The following is a 21967-nucleotide window of genomic DNA, read 5'->3' as shown; positions in this document are numbered from 1 at the left end:
TTGACAGTCTCCTAAGTTTTCAATTCGACATTTTCAGCATGCAAGACTAAACGGTTTTGGCCATTTCGCCCTTGTTGTAGTGAAAGAAACCCTTCAACATCAACTTGCATACCTGCTTTTAATTCATCTGTTACGCTTATAAAGCGTGGGCCACTTAATATCACTTGGATTAAACAGTATACGTTTCGTAATAACTCTGCTTCATATCGTTGTGATTTATGCTCAAGGGTCAGCACTGTGTGCTTGATTCCGCTTGGGCTTTCAAATTGTCTACTGCGCTTAATTTCGCCCGACAACACTAAGTGGTTATTCACAGAGTAAATTATTCAGCTTTTTCAGCGTTTTCTTCTGTTTTGGTTTCAGCAGCAGGTGAACGACGTGAATCACGCTCATCTTTTGCTTTAGCCATTGGAGAAGCTTCAGTAACAGCAGCTTTAGTGCGCATTACCATGTTACGCAGAACAGCGTCGTTGAAACGGAAAGCTGTTTCTAACTCTTCTACAGACTCTGCAGTAGTCTCTACATTCATAAGAACATAGTGAGCTTTATGTAGGTCTTGAATTGGGTAAGCCAATTGACGACGGCCCCAATCTTCTAAGCGGTGAACTGTACCGTTAGCAGCGGTGATAACACCGGTGTAACGCTCAATCATACCTGGGACTTGTTCACTTTGATCTGGGTGAACCATAAATACGATTTCGTAATGACGCATTTATTGCTCCTTACGGTTATGTAGCCTCGTTTTGGCTCAGTCAGACCAAGTTTGAGGCAAGGAACGAATTAAAGTGACTGATTTGAGCGCGCGATACTACAGAAAAACAATCCAAAACTCAAGAAATAAACGAAGCTGGGATCATCTTTATGTCTCGCCTAGGCATAACCCGCTGAAGCTACATACTATATCGGTGTGAAACCTATCCCTCGCCACTTATACGCACGATGTTTATAAAGAATAGATGATGAATATTCACTTCAATAGCTAGGCCTTTTCTCAACTATAGATAGCGAGTATGATGTGGCAGCTAAGTGCTATAAATACCCAGCGAATAAAGAAGAACTAAAGATAAATGAACAAACTGTGTTATATCACCTGCCTTTTATTGTTTCCTGCGCAAGCGTGGGCACTGGTGCCGCCTGACTATAAAGAACCGCCGAGTGACTTTACTGCAGAAGTTGAGGCTGGGCTGCAATTAAATAGTGGTAATAACTCAACTAAAAACTTTAATGGCCGCACTTTCTTTTCTTATGACACAGACCAGGCCAAACAAGAAGCAACGCTAAAAGCTTACTATGCTGCAGATGGCGATCAGTCGACGGCTGAAAAGTTTGATATATACTTACAGTCTAATTATAAATTCACCGACAGTTATTTATACGGCCGTGGTGAATTAACCTGGGACAAGTTTGGTTCATTTACACGCATTTACACTGTGTCTACCGGTTACGGTTTCGATATCATTAACGACAGCACCACGACACTGAGCTTTGAGATTGGTCCTGGTTATCGTTATGACCAACCGCAATCAAGTGAGGCTGAGCCTAATCCGAGTGACAATAGCTCGATCATTGTACGTTCTGCTGCCAAGTACTCACTTAAACTGCAGGAATACACTAGCTTAAATGCTGACTTAACAGCCGAAACTGGTGAAGATAACAACACGCTAACTCTCGACTTAAGCTACAAAAATACCTTTATACAAGACTGGGCGTTTAAAGTGGGAATGAACTTCAAATACAACAGTGATGTGCCTGAAGATTCTGAAAAGCTCGATACCATTACCACCTTCAATCTACTTTATACGTTCCGCTAATATATGAGTTAACTCGTTTTGTTAGCTGATTTGTACAAGGCACCAATATTGAGAACATAAAAAAACGGCGCTTAGCGCCGTTTTTGTTCAGAGTATAAGTTAGCTTAAACGTTGTCTTACTGCTTCAAACAAACATACACCTGTCGCCACTGACACATTTAGGCTAGAAACACTTCCAGCCATTGGAATTGAAACCAATGAGTCACAGCTTTCACGAGTTAAGCGACGTAAACCTTTGTCTTCGGCGCCCATTGCAATCGCAAGAGAACCTTTTAGATCTGCTTGATACACATTACCTTCAGCTTCACCCGCGGTACCAACGATCCATACGCCTTTATCTTGAATGTGGCGCATAGTACGAGCAAGGTTTGTTACCTGAAATAACGGCACAGCTTCTGCCGCGCCACAAGCCACCTTACTGACGGTTGCGGTTAACCCCACCGAATTATCTTTCGGAACAATTATGCCATGCACGCCAGCGGCATCTGCGTTACGTAAACAGGCGCCTAGGTTATGTGGGTCAGTTACACCATCAAGGATCAATAAAAATGGCGTTTCGGTATTTGCCAATAAATCGTCCAGCTCATTCTCACCCAATTGCTTAGCTGGTTTCACACGCGCCACTACACCTTGATGTTGCGTACTCGCCGCTTTTTCATCGAGGACTTTACGAGAGGCTTTTTGTACCGTCACTCCCATACTTGCAGCTAAAGCAAGTAATGGCTCAAGACGCTCATCTTCACGCCCTTGCAGCGCCCACATTTCAATAACCCGTTCAGGACTATTATTCAAAAGGGCTTTTAAGGCATGAATACCAAAAATCATTTGTTGTTTTTTCATCAATTACTTTCTCTTACTGCGTTTAGCTGTTGTTTTCTTAGCTGAACGTTTCTTGTTACTCGACTTATTTACGCGAGACTTTTTCGGCGATTTAGCTTTTTTATCAGACCCGCTAAGACCAGCGCTCTTAGCCTCATTGCCTGAAGATGTATTTTCAGCTTGTTTACCACGCTGCTCTTTGCTTGCTCGTTTAGCACCTTCTAAATTGGCACGTTCACGGGCATTAAGCGGTTTGTTGGGGTTACGTTTGCGGCCACGGCCTTTGACATTATCACCCAGCATCACCAAATCAATTTGTCTATCATCCAAATTTACTGCCGCAACTTTTACTGTGACTTCATCACCCACTTGATAAATCTTACGTGAATGTTCACCGATTAAACGTTGACGACTAGCATCATATTGATAGTAATCACTTGCTAAACTTGAAATATGCACCAAGCCATCAATAAATAAATCACTTAAGCGGACAAATAAACCAAAATTGGTGACAGAGGCAATCACTGCATCAAAGGTATCACCTACATGGTCTTGCATATATTCACACTTAAGCCAATCACTGACATCGCGAGTGGCTTCATCAGCACGTCGCTCAGTGTTAGAGCACTCTTCACCTAACTTATCTAGCTCATCAAGTTCATAATGGAAACCACCATCGGCAGTCCACTTATCCGTCACGTTGCCTTGCTGTTTTGCCAGCAAATATTTAATCACACGGTGCAAAACCAAATCCGGATAACGTCGAATAGGTGACGTAAAGTGTGAATAGCCTTCCAGCGCTAGACCAAAGTGGCCTTCATTATCGGGCGTATACGTGGCTTGTCGCATAGAGCGCAATAACATCACCTGAATTAACTCGGCATCAGGTCTGTCAGTAATACGCAGCATCAAATCTTGATAATCACTGGGCTCTGGCTCCAATCCACCGTCTAAACTCAACCCACGTTCAGATAAAAAGTCTTTAAACTGGGTGAGCTTTTGCTCTGATGGCGATTCATGAACGCGGTACAGTACTTCGCCTTTATTTTTTTGTACAAACTTAGCCGAGGCTACATTGGCCAGAATCATACATTCTTCGATGATTTTATGGGCTTGATTGCGGCTTCTTGGCACAATTTTGTCAATCTTACGCTGCTCGTTAAAAACAAACTGCGTTTCAACAGTTTCAAATGCTATCGCACCACGTTGTGCGCGAACTTCATCCAAGGTTAAGTACAAGGATTGTAAGCATTTAAGATGCGGTAATATCGGCTCATGTTCAGCAGTAACATGGCCACCTTCTAACATGTCAGCCACTTGGGTATAAGTTAATCTGGCATGTGAGTGCATCACGGCTGGGTAAAACTTATAACCCGATAGCTTACCTCGTGCTGAAATTGTCATTTCAGCCACCATACATAATCTGTCAACATGCGGGTTTAACGAACATAAACCATTAGAGATTTTCTCTGGCAGCATTGGGATTACTTGCGATGGGAAGTACACCGAGTTACCGCGGCTGCGTGCCTCTCTATCCAATGCAGAATCACTTCTGACATAATGGCTGACATCGGCAATAGCAACCCATAGCCGCCAACCACCGCTTGGCTTAGTTTCTGCGTATACCGCATCATCAAAGTCACGTGCATCTTCACCATCAATGGTCACTAACGGTAAGTGACGTAAATCTACGCGCCCTTGCTTATCTGACTCAGGGACTTCATCAGGAATTTTGCGTAACTTTTTCTCGATGAGAGGCGACCAAGTATGAGGCAAATCATAATTACGCAGGGCGATTTCAATTTCCATCCCCGGCGCCATGGTTTTACCTAGCACTTCAGTCACTTTGCCTGCAGCTTTTACAAACCGTCCTGGACGTCTTGTTAGCTCAACCACCACCACATCACCAGCACGTGCACCGCTCTTGTCTTCTTGGGCAATTAATATTTCTTGAGTAATTCGCTTATCATCGGCAATCACAAAACCCATACCACTATCAACATGATATCGGCCAACTAATGCTGCACTGCGTTCTTGTACCAAGCGTACAATTCTTGCTTCACGGCGGCCACGACGATCTGTACCCGCTTTTTGAGCCAATACCTTATCGCCATGAAAATACTTAAGCATATCGCGGTTATTGATGAATAAATCATCTCCGCCTTCTTCTGGTTTAAAAAAGCCAAAACCATCACGGTGACCAATAATTGTCCCCGTAATCAGATCCATTCTTTCAGGTAACCCATAACTCTGGCCACGAGTGAATACCAACTGGCCATCACGCTCCATCGCACGTAAGCGACGACGCAATGCTTCTAGTGGTTCTTCATCTACAATATTTAACGCTTTGGCTATATTGTCGCGGGTGACTGGCGAGGTTTGCTCGCGTAAGTACGCTAAGATAAATTCGCGACTTGGGATTGGGTTTTGGTACTTGTCTTGTTCTCTCTCAAAATGAGGATCGTTGATCATTCAATTTCCATTATTTAGGCACACTTGGCGCCTTACTGTGTATATATCTGCGACTGTTGTGCCCGCCTTACAATGGACTCAGGCATCTTTGCCGCTAACATGTCGAGTAATGACATGGCCTCTGTATGTTGTGCCTTGTCATCAAAATAACTGTTGTAAAGCCAGTGATAACCCAATTCATAATCACGTGGGCTACCATAACCTTCACCAAACAGTCTCACTAATAATATTCGCGCTTTTACATTGCCATTTGCTGCGGCAGGTATTACGTAATTCACGGCACGATTTCTATCTTTAACTACCAAGTTACCTTGATAATAATATCTTGCTAACCTGAGCATTGCTTCAGCACTACCTTGATCCGCTGACGTTTGTAGCATTTTCATGCCACGGGATGAGTGGCGCTCAACACACACACCATGATTGAGCATTTCACCCCATAAAAATTGATACATTGGCTGTTGCAGCACTTCTGCTCTGGCCTCAATATCTTGCACTAACTGACAGTCATCATCTTTTACCCGCTGCAAATATTGATTTGAACGGATAAGTGAGATCAGCTCCTCGTCACCATAAATATCAATGGCTTCTAACTCTGCTTGAGCTTGAAAACTGATCACTGCTAATAGGACTAATATGATTCGTAACATACTTACTCTCGATGACAATCTTGTTACTTATTGCATCGGCAGTATAGCGCATTTCTTGAACTGGATCTCTTATTCCATGAGTCAGTTCATTAGTTAACGCCCAACAAAAAGGCCGCTATCTGCGGCCTTATTCATCAAAATGTTGAAATTAGTTAAAAGGATTAACTAATGTCATCGTTTCATTTCGATCTGGACCGGTTGAAATAATATCAACAGGTGTTTCAAGTAGCTCTTCAATACGCTTAATGTAGTTTAGAGCGGCTTGAGGTAGTTGCTCAACCGACGTAGCACCAAAGGTATTTTCTGTCCAACCAGGCATTGACTCATACACAGGTGTTACCTGCTCATAGCCTTCAGCTGCCAATGGCGTAACTTTTTCAATCGTGCCATCTGGGTATTGGTAACCAACACAGATTTTAACTTCTTCTAGGCCATCAAGTACATCAAGCTTAGTTAAGCAGAAACCACTAATGCTGTTGATTTGTACGGCGCGGCGCATAGCAACAACGTCTAACCAACCTGGGCGACGCTTACGACCGGTAGTCGCACCAAACTCTTGACCTTTTTCACCGATGTAATCACCGATTTCATTGTCTAATTCAGTTGGGAAAGGACCTGCACCAACACGTGTGGTATAGGCTTTCATAATACCCAGTACGTAGTCTAAGTGACGTGGACCGAAACCAGACCCCGTCGCAACACCACCAGCAGTCGTGTTTGAAGACGTAACAAATGGATATGTACCATGGTCGATATCAAGCAACGTACCTTGTGCACCTTCGAACAAAATTGGCTCACCAGCTTTACGCGCAGTATCTAGCAACTCTGTTACATCAACACACATGCTCTTGAAGTAATCAGCAATCGCTAATGCATCATCAAGGGTCTTTTGGTAATCAACTGCTTCGCAACCATAGTATTCGGTCAACATGAAGTTGTGATATTTCATCACTTCTTTCAGTTTCTTAGCAAATAACTCAGCATTGAATAAATCGCCCACACGTAAACCACGGCGAGAGATTTTATCTTCGTATGCTGGACCAATACCGCGACCAGTGGTACCAATTGCATTGTTACCGCGCGCTTTTTCGCGAGCCATATCAAGTGCGCAATGGAATGGAAGAATTAGCGGACATGCTTCAGAAATAAGAAGGCGATCGTCAACCGGAATACCACGCTCTTTAAGCATGCTGATTTCTTTCATTAATGCATCAGGTGCAAGTACAACACCATTACCGATAATGCACTTAACATTATCGCGTAAAATTCCTGATGGAATTAAATGAAGAACGGTTTTATCACCATCGATGACCAATGTGTGGCCGGCATTATGGCCGCCTTGGTAACGAACTACGTATTTTGCCTGTTCTGTTAAAAGGTCGACAATCTTACCTTTGCCTTCGTCACCCCATTGAGTGCCGAGTACGACTACATTTTTGCCCATTGTTTGCTGCAAGGTTGTGGTATAAAGGGGAATTTTAACAGATTTTAGGGGGCGTTAGGCAAGTTTTTTATGAAAAAATAATCAATAACACGATGCCGATCGTGACTAAAGATCCACCTAAACGTCTGAGAACATTTTGATTTTGCACTGAAATCTCTGCAAGATATTTTTTCCATCGATTGGGAAAAAATAACGGCCCGATCCCCTCAACGATCAAAACTAATGCCAAAGCGATCACAATTGTTTGAGTTGTCATTAACTTTCTGCCTGTTTCACTAACTTGAGAGCATCATACCTGACGTTGTCAAACTAATAAATTGTCAACAGAGCGAAGCAAGTCGATTTATTTCAGGCAATAAAAAACCCAGCAAAATGCTGGGTTTTCGTAATTCCATAAAACGAATTAACGTTTTGAGAATTGAGGCTTACGACGTGCTTTACGTAGACCAACTTTCTTACGCTCAACTTTACGAGCATCGCGGGTAACGAAACCAGCGCCGCGTAATGCAGGACGTAATGACTCATCTAGTTCCATCAGTGCACGAGTAATACCGTGACGGATTGCACCAGCTTGGCCAGTAGTACCACCGCCCTTAACAGTTACGTAGATGTCTAATTTGTCAGTCATTTCAACTAACTCAAGTGGTTGACGAACAACCATACGAGAAGTTTCACGACCAAAGTAAACATCCAAAGGACGTTGGTTAACAACGATATTGCCACTACCTACTTTTGCGAATACGCGAGCAGTAGAAGTTTTGCGACGGCCAGTGCCGTAGTACTGAGTTGCAGACATTTCTTACTCCCGTTTAGATATCAAGAACTTGTGGTTGTTGTGCAGCGTGGTTATGTTCAGCGCCTGTGTAAACTTTAAGTTTACGGAACATAGCGCGTCCTAAAGGACCTTTAGGTAACATACCCTTAACTGCTTTCTCGATGATCATTTCAGGTTTGTGAGCCTGTAGCTTTTCAAAGCTGATTTGCTTGATGCCACCAGGGAAACCTGAATGAGAGTAGTAAGTCTTACCAGCTGCTTTGTTACCAGTTACAGTTACTTTTTCAGCATTGATAACGATGATGTAATCACCAGTGTCAACGTGAGGAGTGTATTCTGGCTTATGCTTACCACGTAAACGTGAAGCAATCTCAGTAGCGATACGACCTAATGTTTTGCCGTCTGCATCAACGACATACCAGTCACGAGTTACAGTTTCTGGCGTAGCAGTAAAAGTTTTCATTATTTCAAAAACCCAAAGTTTAAATTCTGTCACACATGTTGAATGCACCTGCAATCAACACAAAGATGCCGATTCTGTGCCCCTTCGAGCAAGAATATTGGCTTACAACTTCCGCCTCACTCGGCGGATTAACGTGGGCAGGTCGCGGATTATACGTAATATCGCATTAAAAATCACCTGCTTTTTACAGAAAAATTAGAATTGCTCGATGCTGATGTTTAGCATCCTTCAATATTGGGTTACTGCGGCACAAAATGAAGTAAAGAAGTGCTGTCCGGTTACGCTACCTTTTAAGGTAGATGCTCCAACATCAGATAATCATGAGACTGCATTTCAATTAACCTTGAGCGACAACGGCGAAATTCAAAAGACAACTGCCCATCTGTATAAATGCCATCTAAATCCACTTCAGCCGATATGATTAATTTGACGTTACGTTCATAAAATTCATCGACCATGGCAAGGAAACGTCTAGCGATATCATCACCTGTTTGTTGCGCGCCCATTTGCTCAAGACCACTGAGTAGAACCGTATGATAAATTCTTGCGATCTCCATATAATCACGTTGCGATCGCGGCCCATCACATAGATCTCTGAAGTTGGTTAACAATACGCCTTGCGACTGTTGCCTAATCGCAATATGTCTGCCATCAATTTCAATGTCGTCGGTGAACACTTCAGATTCAGGCGCCAGCTGGCCGAAATATTTGACTAAATTTAAGTCAGCTTGCTCATCTAATGGGTAATGATAAATTTCAGCTTGCTCCAGCGTACGCAATCGATAGTCAATACCAGAATCGACATTTAACACTTCACAATGTTGGTTTATCAGTGCGATGGCAGGTAAGAAGCGCGCACGTTGCAGACCATTCTTATATAAGTCATCTGGGATAATGTTGGATGTAGCAACCAACACAACACCGTTGGCAAATAACTGTTCAAATAAAGTGCCTAGCAACATTGCATCGGTAATATCCGATACGAAAAACTCATCAAAGCAGATAATTTGATATTGCTCTGCCATCTTTTTAGCTATGGTTACCAGTGGATCTTGGACACCTTTTAGCTTGTCTAATTCTTGATGTAATTGATGCATGAAGCGATGAAAGTGCGCCCTAAGTTTTTTATCACCTGGGATCGCGTCGAAAAAGGTATCCATTAAATAGGTTTTACCGCGACCTACCCCCCCCCACAAGTAAAGCCCTTTGACCTGTGCCGATGACTGGCGTTTAAATACTCTAGCCAAGCGACTCAGGCCTTTTTGCGGCATATTTGCTTCGAGCAATTCATCATAAACTCGTTGTAAAGACTGCACAGCTCGCTCTTGTGCGCTGTCATGAGAGAAATCTTCACGGGTAAGGTCTTGTTGATAGTGCTGCCAAGGGCTTAACTGCTGAGTACTACTTTGTGTCACTGCCACATCTCTTTAAACGCTGATTATGTTCAAGATAATAACACTATTGCACTGATTGAATAACTGCCTTGAAAAATAAAATTAACCTTTGTTAATCCCACTGGAACTATCCAAGTTGAGTCTACTCTGATGAGGTAACCGAGCATTTAAATATATTGTCATTCAACAATTAATCTATTGGGATTACATTCAACGTATTATTCGATGAAAGAAGTTTAATTTTGACTTTTGGCCATTCACCACTATATCAATGGATAAGCTTGAATTGTTTTAAGGAGTAACCTATTCAATGAAAACTAAACTCAGTTTACTTTCTGCAGCTGTACTAACTGCTTCACTCGCATTAACGCCAATTGCATCGCATGCCGCCCTGCCACACTCAGTTGATGGTCAGGCATTACCTAGTCTTGCTCCTATGTTACAAGAAACAACACCGGCAGTTGTGTCCGTTGCGGTTTCTGGTACTCAAGTCTCTAAGCAACAAATTCCAGATATGTTTCGCTATTTCTTTGGCCCAAATGCACCACAAGAGCAAGTGCAAGAGCGCCCGTTTAGAGGCTTAGGATCAGGGGTCATTATTGATGCTAAAGAAGGATATATTGTCACCAATAATCACGTAATCAATGGTGCCGACAATATTCAAATTGGTCTATCAGATGGCCGTGAGATTGAAGCTAAATTGATTGGTGCTGACGCTGAGTCGGATATTGCTCTTCTACAAATTGAAGCTGATAACCTCACTGAAATTAAACAAACCAATACTGATGCCATTCGTGTCGGTGACTTTGCCGTTGCTATTGGTAACCCTTTTGGCTTGGGACAAACCGTTACCTCTGGCATTGTGAGTGCGCTTGGACGAAGTGGCTTAGGCATAGAGATGCTTGAAAACTTCATTCAAACTGATGCCGCTATCAACAGTGGTAATTCTGGCGGGGCTTTAGTCAACCTTAATGGTGAGTTGATCGGTATTAACACAGCAATTGTCGCACCAACCGGTGGCAATGTGGGTATTGGTTTCGCGATTCCTGCCAATATGGTCAATAGCCTAGTTGAACAGATTATCGAGCATGGTGAAGTGCGTCGCGGTGTATTAGGCGTCGCTGGCCGCGACTTAGACAACCAACTCGCTAAAGCCTTTGGACTTGAGTCTCAACACGGTGCCTTTGTAAACGAAGTCATGCCAGACAGTGCTGCTGATGATGCAGGTATTAAAGCCGGTGATGTCATCATTGCTGTCAATGGTAAGAAAATTAAGTCCTTCCAAGAGTTACGTGCACGTGTCGCAACCATGGGAGCGGGTGCAAAAGTTAAGTTTGATTTGATCCGAGATGGCGATGAAAAAACCGTGCGTGCCACACTTGGGGCGGCTGATGAAGTAGAAAATGCTAACGGTGGTGTGCACCCTATGCTCGAGGGAGCGACATTGAAAAACGCTGATGACGGCATTGAGATTACTGAAGTAGCTAATGGCTCTCCAGCTGCGAGAAGTGGATTACGCAAAGGTGACATGATAACGGGTCTTAACCGCACCAAGATCAACAGTATTAAGTCGCTTAAATCAACGCTTGAGCAAGAGCAAGGTACTGTTGCACTGAAGATTCTGCGGGATAATAATCAAATGTATCTTGTATTACGTTAAGTGCTTATTAGATATATAGTGGTAAAAGTGAATCTTTGATCACGAGACCATGTGAATAAAAGTACAACAGCTTATCAACTAAGCACTGCAATGGTCTCATGCAGTGCTTATTTTTTGGTTTAATGATAAGATCCCCATGCCAATTAACCAGTTACTGTTTACCATGAACATTAAAAATATATTTTTGTATTTAGCAAAAGCTGTGCTTTTCGGTCTAGTGATCGCTGGAGTATTTTTACTGTTCAATAAATTATGGCAGCATGATTCATTCCCTAACTTGTCGATTCAAACTCAACAATCAACCAAGGTTATTTCTTTTTCTAAAGCAGTACGAAATGCAGCCCCTGCTGTAGTGAACATTTACAGTTTAAGCATTGATCAGCAGCGACCGCTCACTTCAAGTTCACTCCAAGGATTAGGTTCCGGCGTCATTATGAGTCATGAAGGTTACATTCTGACCAATTACCATGTGATCAAAAAAGCTGATGAAATTGTGGTTGCACTGCAAGATGGTCGCAAGTTCACTTCTGAAGTGGTGGGCTCCGATCCTGAAACAGATCTGTCTGTCATTAAAATTGAAGGCGACAATTTACCCCTAGTACCAATCAATCTTAACAAAACGCCGAAAGTGGGGGATCTTGTACTGGCTATTGGTAACCCATATAACCTAGGTCAAACCATCACCCAAGGTATTATTAGTGCAACGGGTCGTAACGGTTTAAGCTCTGGGTTTCTTGATTTCTTACAAACTGATGCTGCAATTAATGCAGGTAACTCCGGTGGTGCGTTAATTGATTCCACAGGCGAGTTAATCGGTATCAACACAGCAGCGTTCCAAGTTGGTGGCGAAAGTAGTGGTAACGGTATTAGCTTTGCAATCCCCATTAAACTTGCTCACAGCATTATGGGTAAACTCATTGAACACGGCCGTGTAATACGTGGGGCGTTAGGTTTTTCTGGTGAAGCCTTAAACCCTGTCGTAGCTCAAATTTTGAATTTACCCGATTTGAATGGTGTCTTGGTAACAGATATAGATCCAGATGGCCCTGCTGCCCGCTCAGATCTCATGCCTAGAGATGTCATCATCAGATATAATGGTGAAGATATACCTGGCACTGAAATCCTCATGGACAGAATTGCAGAAACCTTACCGGGAGATAAGGCAATATTAACCGTTATTCGCGGCGGTAAAGAGCAAGCCATTGAAGTGATTGTTGGCGAAAAATACTCGCCGTTGTAGATACGCAGTAGTCGTGCCGTTAAATATAAAGCTGCATTCATCCGATACACTATAATACCAACCCGAGCGAGTTTTATGGTTGATAACTCTTGCTCAGTCAGTGTCGCATCTCATACGACTTATCAGGTTCAGCTTTTCCTTTTGATAAATCAATTCTAAATATATAAAGTCAATTCCAAGAGGCTTCATTTCTTATCATTGATTAAATCCCGATTAGTATCTTAATGTTGAATACAGCAGACTCAAACTCACTTTCAATATAAGACACCCACAGTAGCTACCTTTATATTGAATACCTCCCTGTATATCCTCAAACGACCTTCTACAGAAACTGAGAGTGTTACGTAGCCAGTATAAAAAAAGCCCAACGAATGTTGGGCTTGAAAGTGATGAGTAAGATTTAAGTTGAGGAGTTACATTTAATTTTGGTGCATTTTTCCACCATAGTTGTTCTGAAGGCTGTCTAATTTCGAACCTTTCTCGTGACACTCTCCACAAGCAAAGCCATCTTGCAAGTATGGATACATGTAGGTGTCCTTAGCTTCGCTATCCTGCAGTTGGCCTTTTTCATTGTATAAATCAATGGCAAATGTATGAATTCGGATATCTGCTACTTTATTGCCATGCTCATTTTCATATGCCACTGCATTTTTCACTACATCTGGCATATGACAATCTATACAGGCTTTTGCAAAGTAACCATTAGGACCATGCCCTGCATTCAAATCAACTTTATCAGAGTGGCAGGTAGTACAATCTGTGCTTATGGCGCCAATATGCTCTGCTTGATCTTGATTTAACACTGACTTATGTGTGTCATGACACGAGCTACAAGTCATTCCAGCTTGCAATTTCTTACTCATGATTTCGCCAGTATCAGGGTCGATTCGCATGAATTCATCATGTCCTTGATGATGGCGAGGTAAGCCGCTGCGGACTGCAACACGCGCTCCGTACTCAGGCCCCTCTGGAAAAGCTTTGTTAAAACTACTGATATAGCCATTATTGACATTACGATCGCCATCCCGAGTATGACATTCTGCACAGTGGATCGGCTCACCATACCCCATGCTTTCTGACTGCAGTGATGCTGTTGCTCTTGGCGTCGCTTTTCTAACAATATCATCAGGATTACCAGAATTTGAGTGCGCTAAACCTGCACCATGACATGCCTCACACTGAACGCCAGCTTCAAAAAAGCTACCATGAATGCCAGGAAGATCATCTTGTTTTTGATCATGAAGTTCCGCAGAGTAAGGCTTCCAACCTGTAGTATGACAGTGGCCACAATTATAAGGTTTGTCTACTGAGCCTCCGTTGTAGTTCACCATGATTTGGTCATCTAAACCTAAATTTTCTGCATGTATGTTGAATTGAGCTTCGCTACCAGTAACCAAGTAACCATCTTTATCCATCCAGCGATATTTCCAGCCGTAGCCACCAGAGGTGTAACTAACGTCGGCATAACTGTTTGGCTTACCTAAACTATTGTCGACGCCTTCGCTTGATGCCAATAGTTTATCGATTGCCCCTTCAACACTTGAATATGGAAATGACGGCGTTTCATCATTATCAATTTTACTGATTTTAAAATTGTGACCATGTAACTGATGACTTGAAATATCACTGATAGGGCTGCCTGCACCATGGCAATCTAAACATCTTTGTGTGCCAGCAAAAATGGCTTTATTAGCCGTAACAACTATCTCAGCACTCGCTTCATCAGTGCCATCGGTTACCGTGTAGCTAATCACGATATCACCTTGCTGATGCTCTGGATCGAGTAATATTTTATTGTCATCCAGTAGTGTTACATTACCTTTATCACTCGTGGCACTGACTAGTGTTAACACATCTGACTCATCAGCGTCAGAGACATGCAACATGGGGTTAATAATCATTGATTGATTTGCATCAGTAACTCTAGTGCTATTGTCAGCAACAGGTGGCGTATTATCTCCGGGAGGAGGAGTTACATCATTGTCGTTGTCGCTACTACAAGCAACAAGCATGGTAATCGTACTTGCAAGTACGAGCTTTTTATACGGAATGTCGTTCATCATAAGTCATCCTCAAATGTAATATCCAATTGCCAAATCACTTTGTTTAGCAACTGCCATGTCTCTTTGGACATGCAATTAGTATTTGTGGATTACATAAAAAGAAATAGATAAACGAATTTCACAACTCATTTGTTCACTGTGAACCAAACTTCACAAAGAAAAGGTAATCTATTGATATAAAACAGTTTTAATAACTAAATTAGATTGTGATTTTGCAGTACAAATTGACCGGTATTTGTCAAAATATAGACCTTGCTCTCATTCTGCATAACTAGACCCGCCTTCTTAAGCTGACGTAAATGAAAATTAAATTTGGTGTGGTCTTCAATTTCAAGCAACCGACATAAGTCCATAAATTTAAGCTGTTTATTGACGGCTAGATGCTTTAAGGCTTCTCGACGAATACTGTTGGCTAACGCTGCATAAACGGTATCAGGGTCAATATCATGGCTACATTTTAATAACTGCTTTTCTTGAATACTGCGTTTCAAAGTAATAATCAGTTCATTACTTTGAAACGGTTTAGTTAATACGCTGTCTGCTCCTTTCTTCATAGCATCAACCGCGGTATCTACTGTGGCATAAGCAGTGACAATTACCACAGCCATAAATGGGTTGTGTTGCCTGATATTTGAAATAGCTTCTACACCAGTCATACCAGGCATCACCAAATCTAGGAGAGCAATATCAAACGTATTTTTTTCACACTCAGCAATGGCTTCTTCGGCTGAACCAACATCAGTGACATTGTAGCCTTCTAAGATAAGTAACTCTGTCATGTTGTCACGCAAGTCACAGTCATCTTCAGCAATAAGAACATTAATCATTAATAAATCCTTGCTTAGGGAATGTAAGTAACACTTCAGTCCCACTTTTTACTTCACTGTGTAATTCCATAGTACCGCCATGAGCACTGACTATTTGTTCACAAATGGCCAAACCTAACCCTGTACCCTCACCAATAGGTTTAGTCGTATAAAACAATTCTGTCGCACGCTTTAGCTCCGATAATGCCATGCCTTCTCCCTCATCTTTCACAGTGACAGTAATCGCATTATCAGTGTCAGTAACATTGACGCGAATGCGTTGTCCTCGTTGACTAGCATCCATAGCATTGTTGATGAGATTGATGAGCAGCTCTTCAAGTTTTACTTTACGACCGCAGATACGGGCTGATACAGGGCAATGAAATTCAATATCATAATCATTGAATTTATGACTTAATAAATGCGTCACACCTTCAATCACCTCTAATAACTGCACATTACTTTCAGGCGCACTATCCGGTCGCGCATAAGTCAAAAGCTCTTTACTGATTGATGATGCGCGCGAAATGCCTAAACGTGCCCTTTCGATATAAGGTGTTATTGCTTGGCTATTATCCGGTAATTTACGCTCGATGAGATCCAGTGCAAGGTTTGAGGAGGCTAACGGGTTATTTATTTCATGAGCCACCCCCATGGCTAAGTGGCCAATCGCTTTATATTTATCAGCTTCTATTGCTCTAGTCAGCTTTGCTTCTGTGGCATTTTCTTTCTCAATATCGAAAATTTTTAATGCTTTGTAAAGTGACACTAGTACACATGCAGCAGCTATTGTTCTATATACCGGTACGGAAAAATGCGCATCAGTTGGCACTAGCCCAGCCAATACTCCGTATAAACATAGACTCGCACCTGTAGCCATAAAGTAGCCGCCGTACTGGTGATCATCTTGACCCAAATCATATCCGTACTTTATTAATCCAACACCAGCTAATGTTGCACTACCAAAGCCCATCAAGAATCGAGTATAAGTGGTCGCATCAGAATATGTTTCTGCAAACCAATACCCATCAAAGTAGTAATTCAGCATTAACAAGGAATAAACCACAATCACAATTATTGCCAGTACTCTACCAAGCTTCGAAAAACGAGAGTGATCAATATGAAATAGTAGCCAAGCGAATATCATCAAGCCAGCAAAAGACAGTGAAAGCTTCAGTAAAATAAGCCATTGAACCACCTGTTGAGACAAGCGGTTCAATTCATGGTTGAATAAAATAACATACAATTCTGACCATTCATGGAACGCATGAGAAAAACCAAATAAAGCCAAAGCCCAAAGTGTTGGAGATATTGCTAATTGACTGTATTTAAAATTTCGAAATACGACTACACAACCAATCGCAAAGAATACGAGGCCATAGAAAAGGTAGATATTAAAGATCAGAAAAGTCGACATTTAAACAAACTAACACTTACAAAGACAATTGAGAGTGATCCCGTTTGCAAACGAAAATAAAAAACCACCAGCATTAGCTGATGGTTTTTCAAATTGAGAGTCAAGTCTCAAGACACCGTTGGAAAAATACCATTATTTCACACGGATGACTTCTCCGCCTAAACCTTTGAATTTTTCTTCAATATGCTCATAACCACGATCAAGATGATAAATTCTATCAACTGTTGTTGTGCCTTCAGCCATCAACCCAGCAATAACTAAACTTGCCGACGCACGTAAATCCGTGGCCATTACCTGTGCACCATTTAGCTTTTCAATGCCTTCGATGATGCAAGTATTGCCTTCTAACTCCATTTTTGCGCCCATACGGCTGAGCTCAGGCACATGCATAAAGCGGTTTTCAAAAATGGTTTCAGTAACACGCCCCGTTCCTTCTGCTAATGCATTCAGCACGCAAAATTGGGCTTGCATATCAGTTGGGAAAGCAGGGTATGGTGCCGTTTTAATATTAACTGCTTTAGGACGCTGGCCTTGCATATCAAGTTCAATCCAGTCCTCGCCTGTTTGAATAACAGCACCTGCATCTTCCAGTTTTACTAACACAGCCTCTAAGGCTTTAGGGTCCGCACGATTACAACGAATTTTGCCTCGCGTAACAGCTGCTGCGATTAGAAATGAACCGGTTTCAATGCGGTCAGGCATCACACGGTACTCGCAGCCCATGAGTCGTTCAACACCTTCAATTGTCAGCGTAGCTGAACCAATGCCAGAAATTTTAGCCCCCATTGCAACTAAGCAATGTGCTAAATCTGACACTTCAGGTTCTCGGGCGGCATTTTCAATCACTGTTGTGCCTTCAGCTAAGGCTGCAGCCATTAACAAGTTTTCAGTGGCACCGACACTCACCATATCCATGATGATGTGCGCACCTTGTAATCGACCATCCACTCGCGCCTTAATGTAACCCTCTTCAACTTCAATCTTGGCACCCATTTGCTCAAGGCCATTGAGGTGAAGATTCACAGGACGAGCACCAATGGCACAACCGCCAGGTAAAGAAACATCTGCAGTACCAAAACGAGCGAGTAACGGCCCTAAAATCAAAATAGAGGCACGCATGGTTTTAACAAGATCATAGGGCGCGCAAAACTCGTTTAAGTTTTGCGTAGAAATACGAATAGTTGCATCGTCTCGCTGCTCTACATCTGCACCTAAACAACGCAGCAAACTACAACTGGTGTTTACGTCGCGCAAGTTAGGCACATTCGAAATAACAAAATCTGTTTCGGCTAATACCCCTGCCATTAATATTGGCAGCGCAGCATTTTTTGCGCCTGAAATAACAACATTACCCGCCAATGGTTGGCTGGCTTTAATGGTTAATTTATCCAATGGAATATCTCAACTTACATATTGAACATTTTTTCACGCTTCCACTGTGTCGGCGTAAATGTCTTGATAGTCAGCGCATGTAAGGCACCACTTGCTATTTGCTCAGATAATGGTGCATAAATAGTTTGCTGCTGCTTCACTCGGCTCATGCCATCAAACATCTCACCGACTGCGATAATTTTATAATGGCTACCATCTTGAGTTACGTGTACTTCATCAACCTCAATGGCAGCTTGTAATAATTGCTCGATTTCTTTGCAATCCATGAAAATATACCTTGTATGAATTCTATTGAATGGTGAAAAACGCATCTAAGTCATAAAGCGCTATCATTTTTTGAAGCTGTGGACTTGGGTTCACCAATTTTCTAGTGTCTGTATCACTTGCCGGCGAACGGTCGTCTGCTCTGATCAACGAGATTAATAACGCAATTCCCGCGCTGTCTGCATATTCCAAAGCCGACAAGTCTACCACTTGAGTTTTTTCAGTAAATAGCTGATGTCGATTTGTCCACAATTGTGCGACCTGAGACTGAGTCAGACGTCCATCGACGAAGACTGTGTAATCCTGTTGTTGAAAATTGACCAAGCTAGCTATCCTTTTGGGGCTCAGGATCAATGGTTTGATCCGTTTTACTTCGCAATAAAACTATCACTTCATCAATACCTTGCTTGCGAATTAAATTCGAAATCTCAGCCTGTTTAGACGCCAACAAGCTCACGCCTTCTGCCACCATGTCGAAGGCTTTCCAAGTATTATCTTTCAAGCGTCTGGCCTTAAATTGTATTTTAATCGGAGGACGACCTTGCTCAACAATTTGGACATTCACATCAACTATTTTCTCACCAGTAAAATCCATTGCTGGCGCATACTCAACGGTTTGATCTGTATACTCAGTTAACGCTTGAGCGTAAGTAGCAATCATATAGCCTTTGAAAGCTTCAACAAAATCTGCTCGTTGCTGAGGTGAGGTTTCCCTTAAATATTGCCCCATCACTTTGTAAGCAGCATATTTGTAATCTACATGCGGAATAAGCTCTTCAGCAACAATGACTTTTAAGTGACCTAAATCAGCCTCTATGAGACTTTTGTCCTGAGCAAATCGAGCAAAGGTTTTGTCTGCGACCTGTTGTACTAACGCATAAGGATTTGTTTGATTTAACTGAGTTTGCTCAACCGCCTGAACAGGTAACCAGATACAAGCCAACACCCCTGCTATTAATGAAATAAGCTTTACGCTAAATCGCTTCATCTCAGCCTCCTGCTAATCCTTTGATGACATGCTATATAACAATTGTCCGATCAAATCTTCTAAAATAAGGGCACCACGTGTGTCATAAACCTTGTCACCATCTGCTAGCATTTCAATATCGTCATCCAAAAAACCAGGTGTCAAACCAATGAACTGTTCGCCCAGCAACCCAGAAGTCAAAATAGATAAGCTGCTGGTTTCAGGAAACTGGTCAAAGCGTTTATCCATAGTTAAGGTCACGATTGGCACTAACTTTCGATCATCAAGAGTAATATCACTTACTCGGCCAACAACAACACCTCCCACTTTGACTGGTGACCTCACTTTCAAGCCACCAATATTATTAAACTCTGCTCTTAGCTCGTAGGTACTGCTATTAGCTTGAACTTTGACATTGGCTACATTGAACACCAATGTACAAAAAGCCAATATTCCTGCTAATACAAACACACCCACCAGTACTTCTAGCTTCCTTGACAACATACGATAGAACCACTCAAATTTATCTATAAAATGAAACAAACTTAATCAGAGCTAACTCATACAACCCTGACTTATTTCAGCCAACTTTATTATTCAGTATTAACCATCAGCGTAATTACACAATGATTGCTGCAGACTAACTGCCGAACATTAAAGCTGTCAGTAAAAAATCTAATGCCAAAACCGCTAAACTGGCTTGCACGACAGTCGATGTCGTTGCTTTGCTTATTCCTTCTGGATTTGGCATCACCTCATAGCCTCGATACAGTGCAATCCAAGTCACCACGACACCAAATATGGCGCTCTTAATTAGGCAATTAACAATATCCTGTCGCCACTCTATCGAAGCTTGCAAAATTGACCAAAAAGCACCGTTATCAATGCCTTTCCACTCTACGCCAACTAAATGACCACCCCATATCCCCACTAAGGTAAACATCATTGCTAATAGTGGCAGACTGATGACACCAGCCCAGAAACGTGGGGCAATCACTTGTCTTAATGGATCCACGGCCATCATTTCTAAACTGGATAGTTGCTCTGTTGATTTCATCAAACCAATTTCTGCCGTCAACGCAGAGCCCGCTCGACCGGCAAAGAGCAACGCAGTCACTACTGGGCCAAGTTCACGCAACAAGCTTAGCGCTACCATAGGACCAAGGCTTTCCTCAGTTCCAAAGTCCACTAAAATCGTATAACCCTGTAATGCCAATACCATGCCGATAAACAGCCCAGATACAATGACAATCACCATTGATCGCACACCTAACACATACAGTTGCTTAACGAGTAAAGGAAAGCCTTTTCGAAAGTTGGGAAGGTGTGCAATCGCGCCCCATAACATAAGGGTTGCGCGGCCTAGACCAGCGATATACTTCATTGCTGCTTCACCAATAAAGGCAATACGATCAATCACGCTCACTTAACAGCTCCTCGTCATAATCACTGGCAGGATAATGAAATGGTACTGGGCCATCTGGCCTACCATTAACAAATTGCTGCAATTGCGGATTGTCAGCTTGCTGCAGCGCTTGTGGGCTTCCATGAGCAATAATCTTTTTATCTGCAATGACATAAACATAATCAGCAATATCCAACACTTCTCTGACATCATGGGAGACCACGACTGAAGTTAAATTAAGCGAGTCGGACAGCTCGCGAATTAATTTGACTAACATACCCATTGAAATTGGGTCTTGGCCTGCAAACGGTTCATCATAGAGCACCATCTCTGGCTCTAATGCGATTGCTCTAGCCAGTGCAGCGCGACGCTGCATACCACCAGACAATTCGTTTGGCATCAGTTTGGCTGCACCTCTTAAACCAACAGCTTGCAGCTTCATCAACACAATTTTACGAATAATCGCCTCGGGCAAACCACTGTGCTCTCTCAAGGCGAAGGCAACATTGTCAAACACATTTATGTCGGTGAACAAAGCGCCACTTTGAAACAACATGCTCATCCGTTTTCTAATTTCAAACAAAGATTTACGATTCAGTTTATGAATGTCATGCCCATCAAAAAGGACTTGGCCTTGATCTGGCACTAATTGCCCCGCGATGAGTTTGAGCAAGGTTGTTTTACCAATACCACTGGGGCCCATAATGGCAGTAACTTTGCCCTTGGGAATAGTTAACGATATTTCATCGAAGATGACATGAGATCCACGACTGAAGCCCATTTGTTTGACTTCAACTAAAGGGGGTGAGTGCAATGCATTTAGATCTGACATGATTAGTATGAGACCACTGCCTTCCTGGCAATAAATTCAAAATAAAATTGTACGCAATTTAGTTAATACAAACAACATTATCTGCACATAAGA

The 21967-nt window shown here is 42.3% G+C and carries 23 protein-coding genes; 3 read left to right on the top strand and 20 right to left on the bottom strand.

What is annotated here, in order from left to right; all coding sequences use genetic code 11:
• Positions 1 to 11: 11 nt before the first annotated feature.
• The gene (gene priB / locus ACHUGF_RS08260) at positions 12 to 314 is read right to left on the bottom strand and encodes a primosomal replication protein N (protein WP_394130320.1); all 303 of its coding nucleotides are present in this window, start codon (positions 312 to 314) and stop codon (positions 12 to 14) included.
• Between the two features lie 8 nt (positions 315 to 322).
• Positions 323 to 712 carry a 30S ribosomal protein S6 gene (gene rpsF / locus ACHUGF_RS08255; protein WP_394130319.1) on the bottom strand — a complete coding sequence of 130 codons (390 nt, stop codon included), beginning with the start codon at positions 710 to 712 and terminating at the stop codon, positions 323 to 325.
• A gap of 355 nt (positions 713 to 1067) precedes the next feature.
• Here rpsF and ACHUGF_RS08250 point away from each other — a divergent pair, with 355 nt between their 5' ends.
• The gene (locus tag ACHUGF_RS08250) at positions 1068 to 1811 is read left to right on the top strand and encodes a DUF481 domain-containing protein (RefSeq protein WP_394130318.1); all 744 of its coding nucleotides are present in this window, start codon (positions 1068 to 1070) and stop codon (positions 1809 to 1811) included.
• A gap of 99 nt (positions 1812 to 1910) precedes the next feature.
• On the opposite strand, the gene rlmB is transcribed toward ACHUGF_RS08250, so the two are convergent.
• The 8 genes from rlmB to zapE all read right to left on the bottom strand — a co-directional run bounded on the left by rlmB (position 1911) and on the right by zapE (position 9849).
• On the bottom strand, positions 1911 to 2651 hold the full coding sequence (gene rlmB, locus ACHUGF_RS08245; RefSeq protein WP_394130317.1) for a 23S rRNA (guanosine(2251)-2'-O)-methyltransferase RlmB: 741 nt from the start codon (positions 2649 to 2651) through the stop codon (positions 1911 to 1913).
• Between the two features lie 3 nt (positions 2652 to 2654).
• Entirely contained in the window at positions 2655 to 5102 is a 2448-nt protein-coding gene (gene rnr / locus ACHUGF_RS08240; protein WP_394130316.1) for a ribonuclease R, read from the bottom strand.
• Between the two features lie 32 nt (positions 5103 to 5134).
• A complete protein-coding gene (locus ACHUGF_RS08235; RefSeq protein WP_394130315.1) occupies positions 5135 to 5752 on the bottom strand; it encodes a tetratricopeptide repeat protein in 618 nt (205 codons plus the stop codon).
• A 148-nt stretch (positions 5753 to 5900) separates the two neighbouring features.
• Entirely contained in the window at positions 5901 to 7196 is a 1296-nt protein-coding gene (locus tag ACHUGF_RS08230; protein ID WP_394130314.1) for an adenylosuccinate synthase, read from the bottom strand.
• 67 nt (positions 7197 to 7263) lie between these two features.
• Positions 7264 to 7452, bottom strand: a complete 189-nt coding sequence (locus tag ACHUGF_RS08225; RefSeq protein WP_394130313.1) for a DUF2065 domain-containing protein — start codon at positions 7450 to 7452, stop codon at positions 7264 to 7266.
• A 147-nt stretch (positions 7453 to 7599) separates the two neighbouring features.
• On the bottom strand, positions 7600 to 7992 hold the full coding sequence (gene rpsI, locus ACHUGF_RS08220) for a 30S ribosomal protein S9 (protein WP_394130312.1): 393 nt from the start codon (positions 7990 to 7992) through the stop codon (positions 7600 to 7602).
• Between the two features lie 13 nt (positions 7993 to 8005).
• Positions 8006 to 8434 (bottom strand): 50S ribosomal protein L13, encoded by a 429-nt coding sequence (gene rplM / locus ACHUGF_RS08215; protein WP_394130311.1) that lies wholly within the window; start codon positions 8432 to 8434, stop codon positions 8006 to 8008.
• Positions 8435 to 8724: 290 nt separating this feature from the next.
• Positions 8725 to 9849, bottom strand: a complete 1125-nt coding sequence (gene zapE / locus ACHUGF_RS08210) for a cell division protein ZapE (protein ID WP_394130310.1) — start codon at positions 9847 to 9849, stop codon at positions 8725 to 8727.
• Positions 9850 to 10138: 289 nt separating this feature from the next.
• Here zapE and ACHUGF_RS08205 point away from each other — a divergent pair, with 289 nt between their 5' ends.
• Entirely contained in the window at positions 10139 to 11488 is a 1350-nt protein-coding gene (locus ACHUGF_RS08205; protein ID WP_394130309.1) for a DegQ family serine endoprotease, read from the top strand.
• A gap of 163 nt (positions 11489 to 11651) precedes the next feature.
• On the top strand, positions 11652 to 12728 hold the full coding sequence (degS, locus tag ACHUGF_RS08200; RefSeq protein WP_394130357.1) for an outer membrane-stress sensor serine endopeptidase DegS: 1077 nt from the start codon (positions 11652 to 11654) through the stop codon (positions 12726 to 12728).
• A gap of 419 nt (positions 12729 to 13147) precedes the next feature.
• On the opposite strand, the gene ACHUGF_RS08195 is transcribed toward degS, so the two are convergent.
• The 10 genes from ACHUGF_RS08195 to ACHUGF_RS08150 form a co-directional block, all read right to left on the bottom strand.
• Complete coding sequence (locus ACHUGF_RS08195; RefSeq protein ID WP_394130308.1) at positions 13148 to 14791, bottom strand: Ig-like domain-containing protein; 1644 nt, start codon at positions 14789 to 14791, stop codon at positions 13148 to 13150.
• A 194-nt stretch (positions 14792 to 14985) separates the two neighbouring features.
• Positions 14986 to 15618 carry a response regulator gene (locus ACHUGF_RS08190; RefSeq protein ID WP_394130307.1) on the bottom strand — a complete coding sequence of 211 codons (633 nt, stop codon included), beginning with the start codon at positions 15616 to 15618 and terminating at the stop codon, positions 14986 to 14988.
• Positions 15611 to 17014 (bottom strand): sensor histidine kinase, encoded by a 1404-nt coding sequence (locus tag ACHUGF_RS08185; protein WP_394130306.1) that lies wholly within the window; start codon positions 17012 to 17014, stop codon positions 15611 to 15613. The genes ACHUGF_RS08190 and ACHUGF_RS08185 overlap by 8 nt, the downstream gene beginning before the upstream one ends.
• Positions 17015 to 17146: 132 nt before the next feature.
• Positions 17147 to 18406, bottom strand: coding sequence for a UDP-N-acetylglucosamine 1-carboxyvinyltransferase (gene murA / locus ACHUGF_RS08180; RefSeq protein ID WP_394130305.1), 1260 nt, complete (start codon positions 18404 to 18406; stop codon positions 17147 to 17149).
• Between the two features lie 14 nt (positions 18407 to 18420).
• Complete coding sequence (locus ACHUGF_RS08175) at positions 18421 to 18672, bottom strand: BolA family protein (protein WP_394130304.1); 252 nt, start codon at positions 18670 to 18672, stop codon at positions 18421 to 18423.
• 22 nt (positions 18673 to 18694) lie between these two features.
• Positions 18695 to 18994, bottom strand: a complete 300-nt coding sequence (locus ACHUGF_RS08170; RefSeq protein WP_394130303.1) for an STAS domain-containing protein — start codon at positions 18992 to 18994, stop codon at positions 18695 to 18697.
• Position 18995: 1 nt separating this feature from the next.
• On the bottom strand, positions 18996 to 19658 hold the full coding sequence (locus ACHUGF_RS08165) for an MlaC/ttg2D family ABC transporter substrate-binding protein (protein WP_394130302.1): 663 nt from the start codon (positions 19656 to 19658) through the stop codon (positions 18996 to 18998).
• A 12-nt stretch (positions 19659 to 19670) separates the two neighbouring features.
• A complete protein-coding gene (gene mlaD / locus ACHUGF_RS08160; RefSeq protein ID WP_394130301.1) occupies positions 19671 to 20141 on the bottom strand; it encodes an outer membrane lipid asymmetry maintenance protein MlaD in 471 nt (156 codons plus the stop codon).
• A gap of 136 nt (positions 20142 to 20277) precedes the next feature.
• Positions 20278 to 21063 (bottom strand): lipid asymmetry maintenance ABC transporter permease subunit MlaE, encoded by a 786-nt coding sequence (gene mlaE / locus ACHUGF_RS08155; protein ID WP_394130300.1) that lies wholly within the window; start codon positions 21061 to 21063, stop codon positions 20278 to 20280.
• Positions 21050 to 21874, bottom strand: coding sequence for an ATP-binding cassette domain-containing protein (locus ACHUGF_RS08150; RefSeq protein ID WP_394130299.1), 825 nt, complete (start codon positions 21872 to 21874; stop codon positions 21050 to 21052). Before ACHUGF_RS08150 ends, mlaE begins: the two co-directional genes overlap by 14 nt.
• Between the last annotated feature and the right edge of the window lie 93 nt (positions 21875 to 21967).

The sequence above is a fragment of the Shewanella maritima genome (assembly GCF_043643735.1).
Taxonomy (GTDB): Bacteria; Pseudomonadota; Gammaproteobacteria; order Enterobacterales; family Shewanellaceae; genus Shewanella; species Shewanella maritima_A.
The sequence above is the reverse complement of the archived record's forward strand: the minus strand, read 5'-3'. Positions and strand labels throughout refer to the sequence as shown.

Excerpts from the sequence above, each read along its gene's own strand:
- rlmB (WP_394130317.1), bottom strand. The coding sequence starts at position 2,651 with ATGAAAAAACAACAAATGATTTTTGGTATTCATGCCTTAAAAGCCCTT.
- ACHUGF_RS08230 (WP_394130314.1), bottom strand. The coding sequence starts at position 7,196 with ATGGGCAAAAATGTAGTCGTACTCGGCACTCAATGGGGTGACGAAGGC.
- ACHUGF_RS08225 (WP_394130313.1), bottom strand. The coding sequence starts at position 7,452 with ATGACAACTCAAACAATTGTGATCGCTTTGGCATTAGTTTTGATCGTT.
- mlaD (WP_394130301.1), bottom strand. The coding sequence starts at position 20,141 with ATGTTGTCAAGGAAGCTAGAAGTACTGGTGGGTGTGTTTGTATTAGCA.
- ACHUGF_RS08175 (WP_394130304.1), bottom strand. The coding sequence starts at position 18,672 with ATGGATTGCAAAGAAATCGAGCAATTATTACAAGCTGCCATTGAGGTT.
- rplM (WP_394130311.1), bottom strand. The coding sequence starts at position 8,434 with ATGAAAACTTTTACTGCTACGCCAGAAACTGTAACTCGTGACTGGTAT.
- ACHUGF_RS08190 (WP_394130307.1), bottom strand. The coding sequence starts at position 15,618 with ATGATTAATGTTCTTATTGCTGAAGATGACTGTGACTTGCGTGACAAC.
- ACHUGF_RS08150 (WP_394130299.1), bottom strand. The coding sequence starts at position 21,874 with ATGTCAGATCTAAATGCATTGCACTCACCCCCTTTAGTTGAAGTCAAA.
- rpsI (WP_394130312.1), bottom strand. The coding sequence starts at position 7,992 with ATGTCTGCAACTCAGTACTACGGCACTGGCCGTCGCAAAACTTCTACT.
- degS (WP_394130357.1), top strand. The coding sequence starts at position 11,652 with ATGAACATTAAAAATATATTTTTGTATTTAGCAAAAGCTGTGCTTTTC.
- ACHUGF_RS08235 (WP_394130315.1), bottom strand. The coding sequence starts at position 5,752 with ATGTTACGAATCATATTAGTCCTATTAGCAGTGATCAGTTTTCAAGCT.
- ACHUGF_RS08165 (WP_394130302.1), bottom strand. The coding sequence starts at position 19,658 with ATGAAGCGATTTAGCGTAAAGCTTATTTCATTAATAGCAGGGGTGTTG.
- ACHUGF_RS08185 (WP_394130306.1), bottom strand. The coding sequence starts at position 17,014 with ATGTCGACTTTTCTGATCTTTAATATCTACCTTTTCTATGGCCTCGTA.
- ACHUGF_RS08195 (WP_394130308.1), bottom strand. The coding sequence starts at position 14,791 with ATGATGAACGACATTCCGTATAAAAAGCTCGTACTTGCAAGTACGATT.
- rpsF (WP_394130319.1), bottom strand. The coding sequence starts at position 712 with ATGCGTCATTACGAAATCGTATTTATGGTTCACCCAGATCAAAGTGAA.
- ACHUGF_RS08205 (WP_394130309.1), top strand. The coding sequence starts at position 10,139 with ATGAAAACTAAACTCAGTTTACTTTCTGCAGCTGTACTAACTGCTTCA.
- ACHUGF_RS08250 (WP_394130318.1), top strand. The coding sequence starts at position 1,068 with ATGAACAAACTGTGTTATATCACCTGCCTTTTATTGTTTCCTGCGCAA.
- rnr (WP_394130316.1), bottom strand. The coding sequence starts at position 5,102 with ATGATCAACGATCCTCATTTTGAGAGAGAACAAGACAAGTACCAAAAC.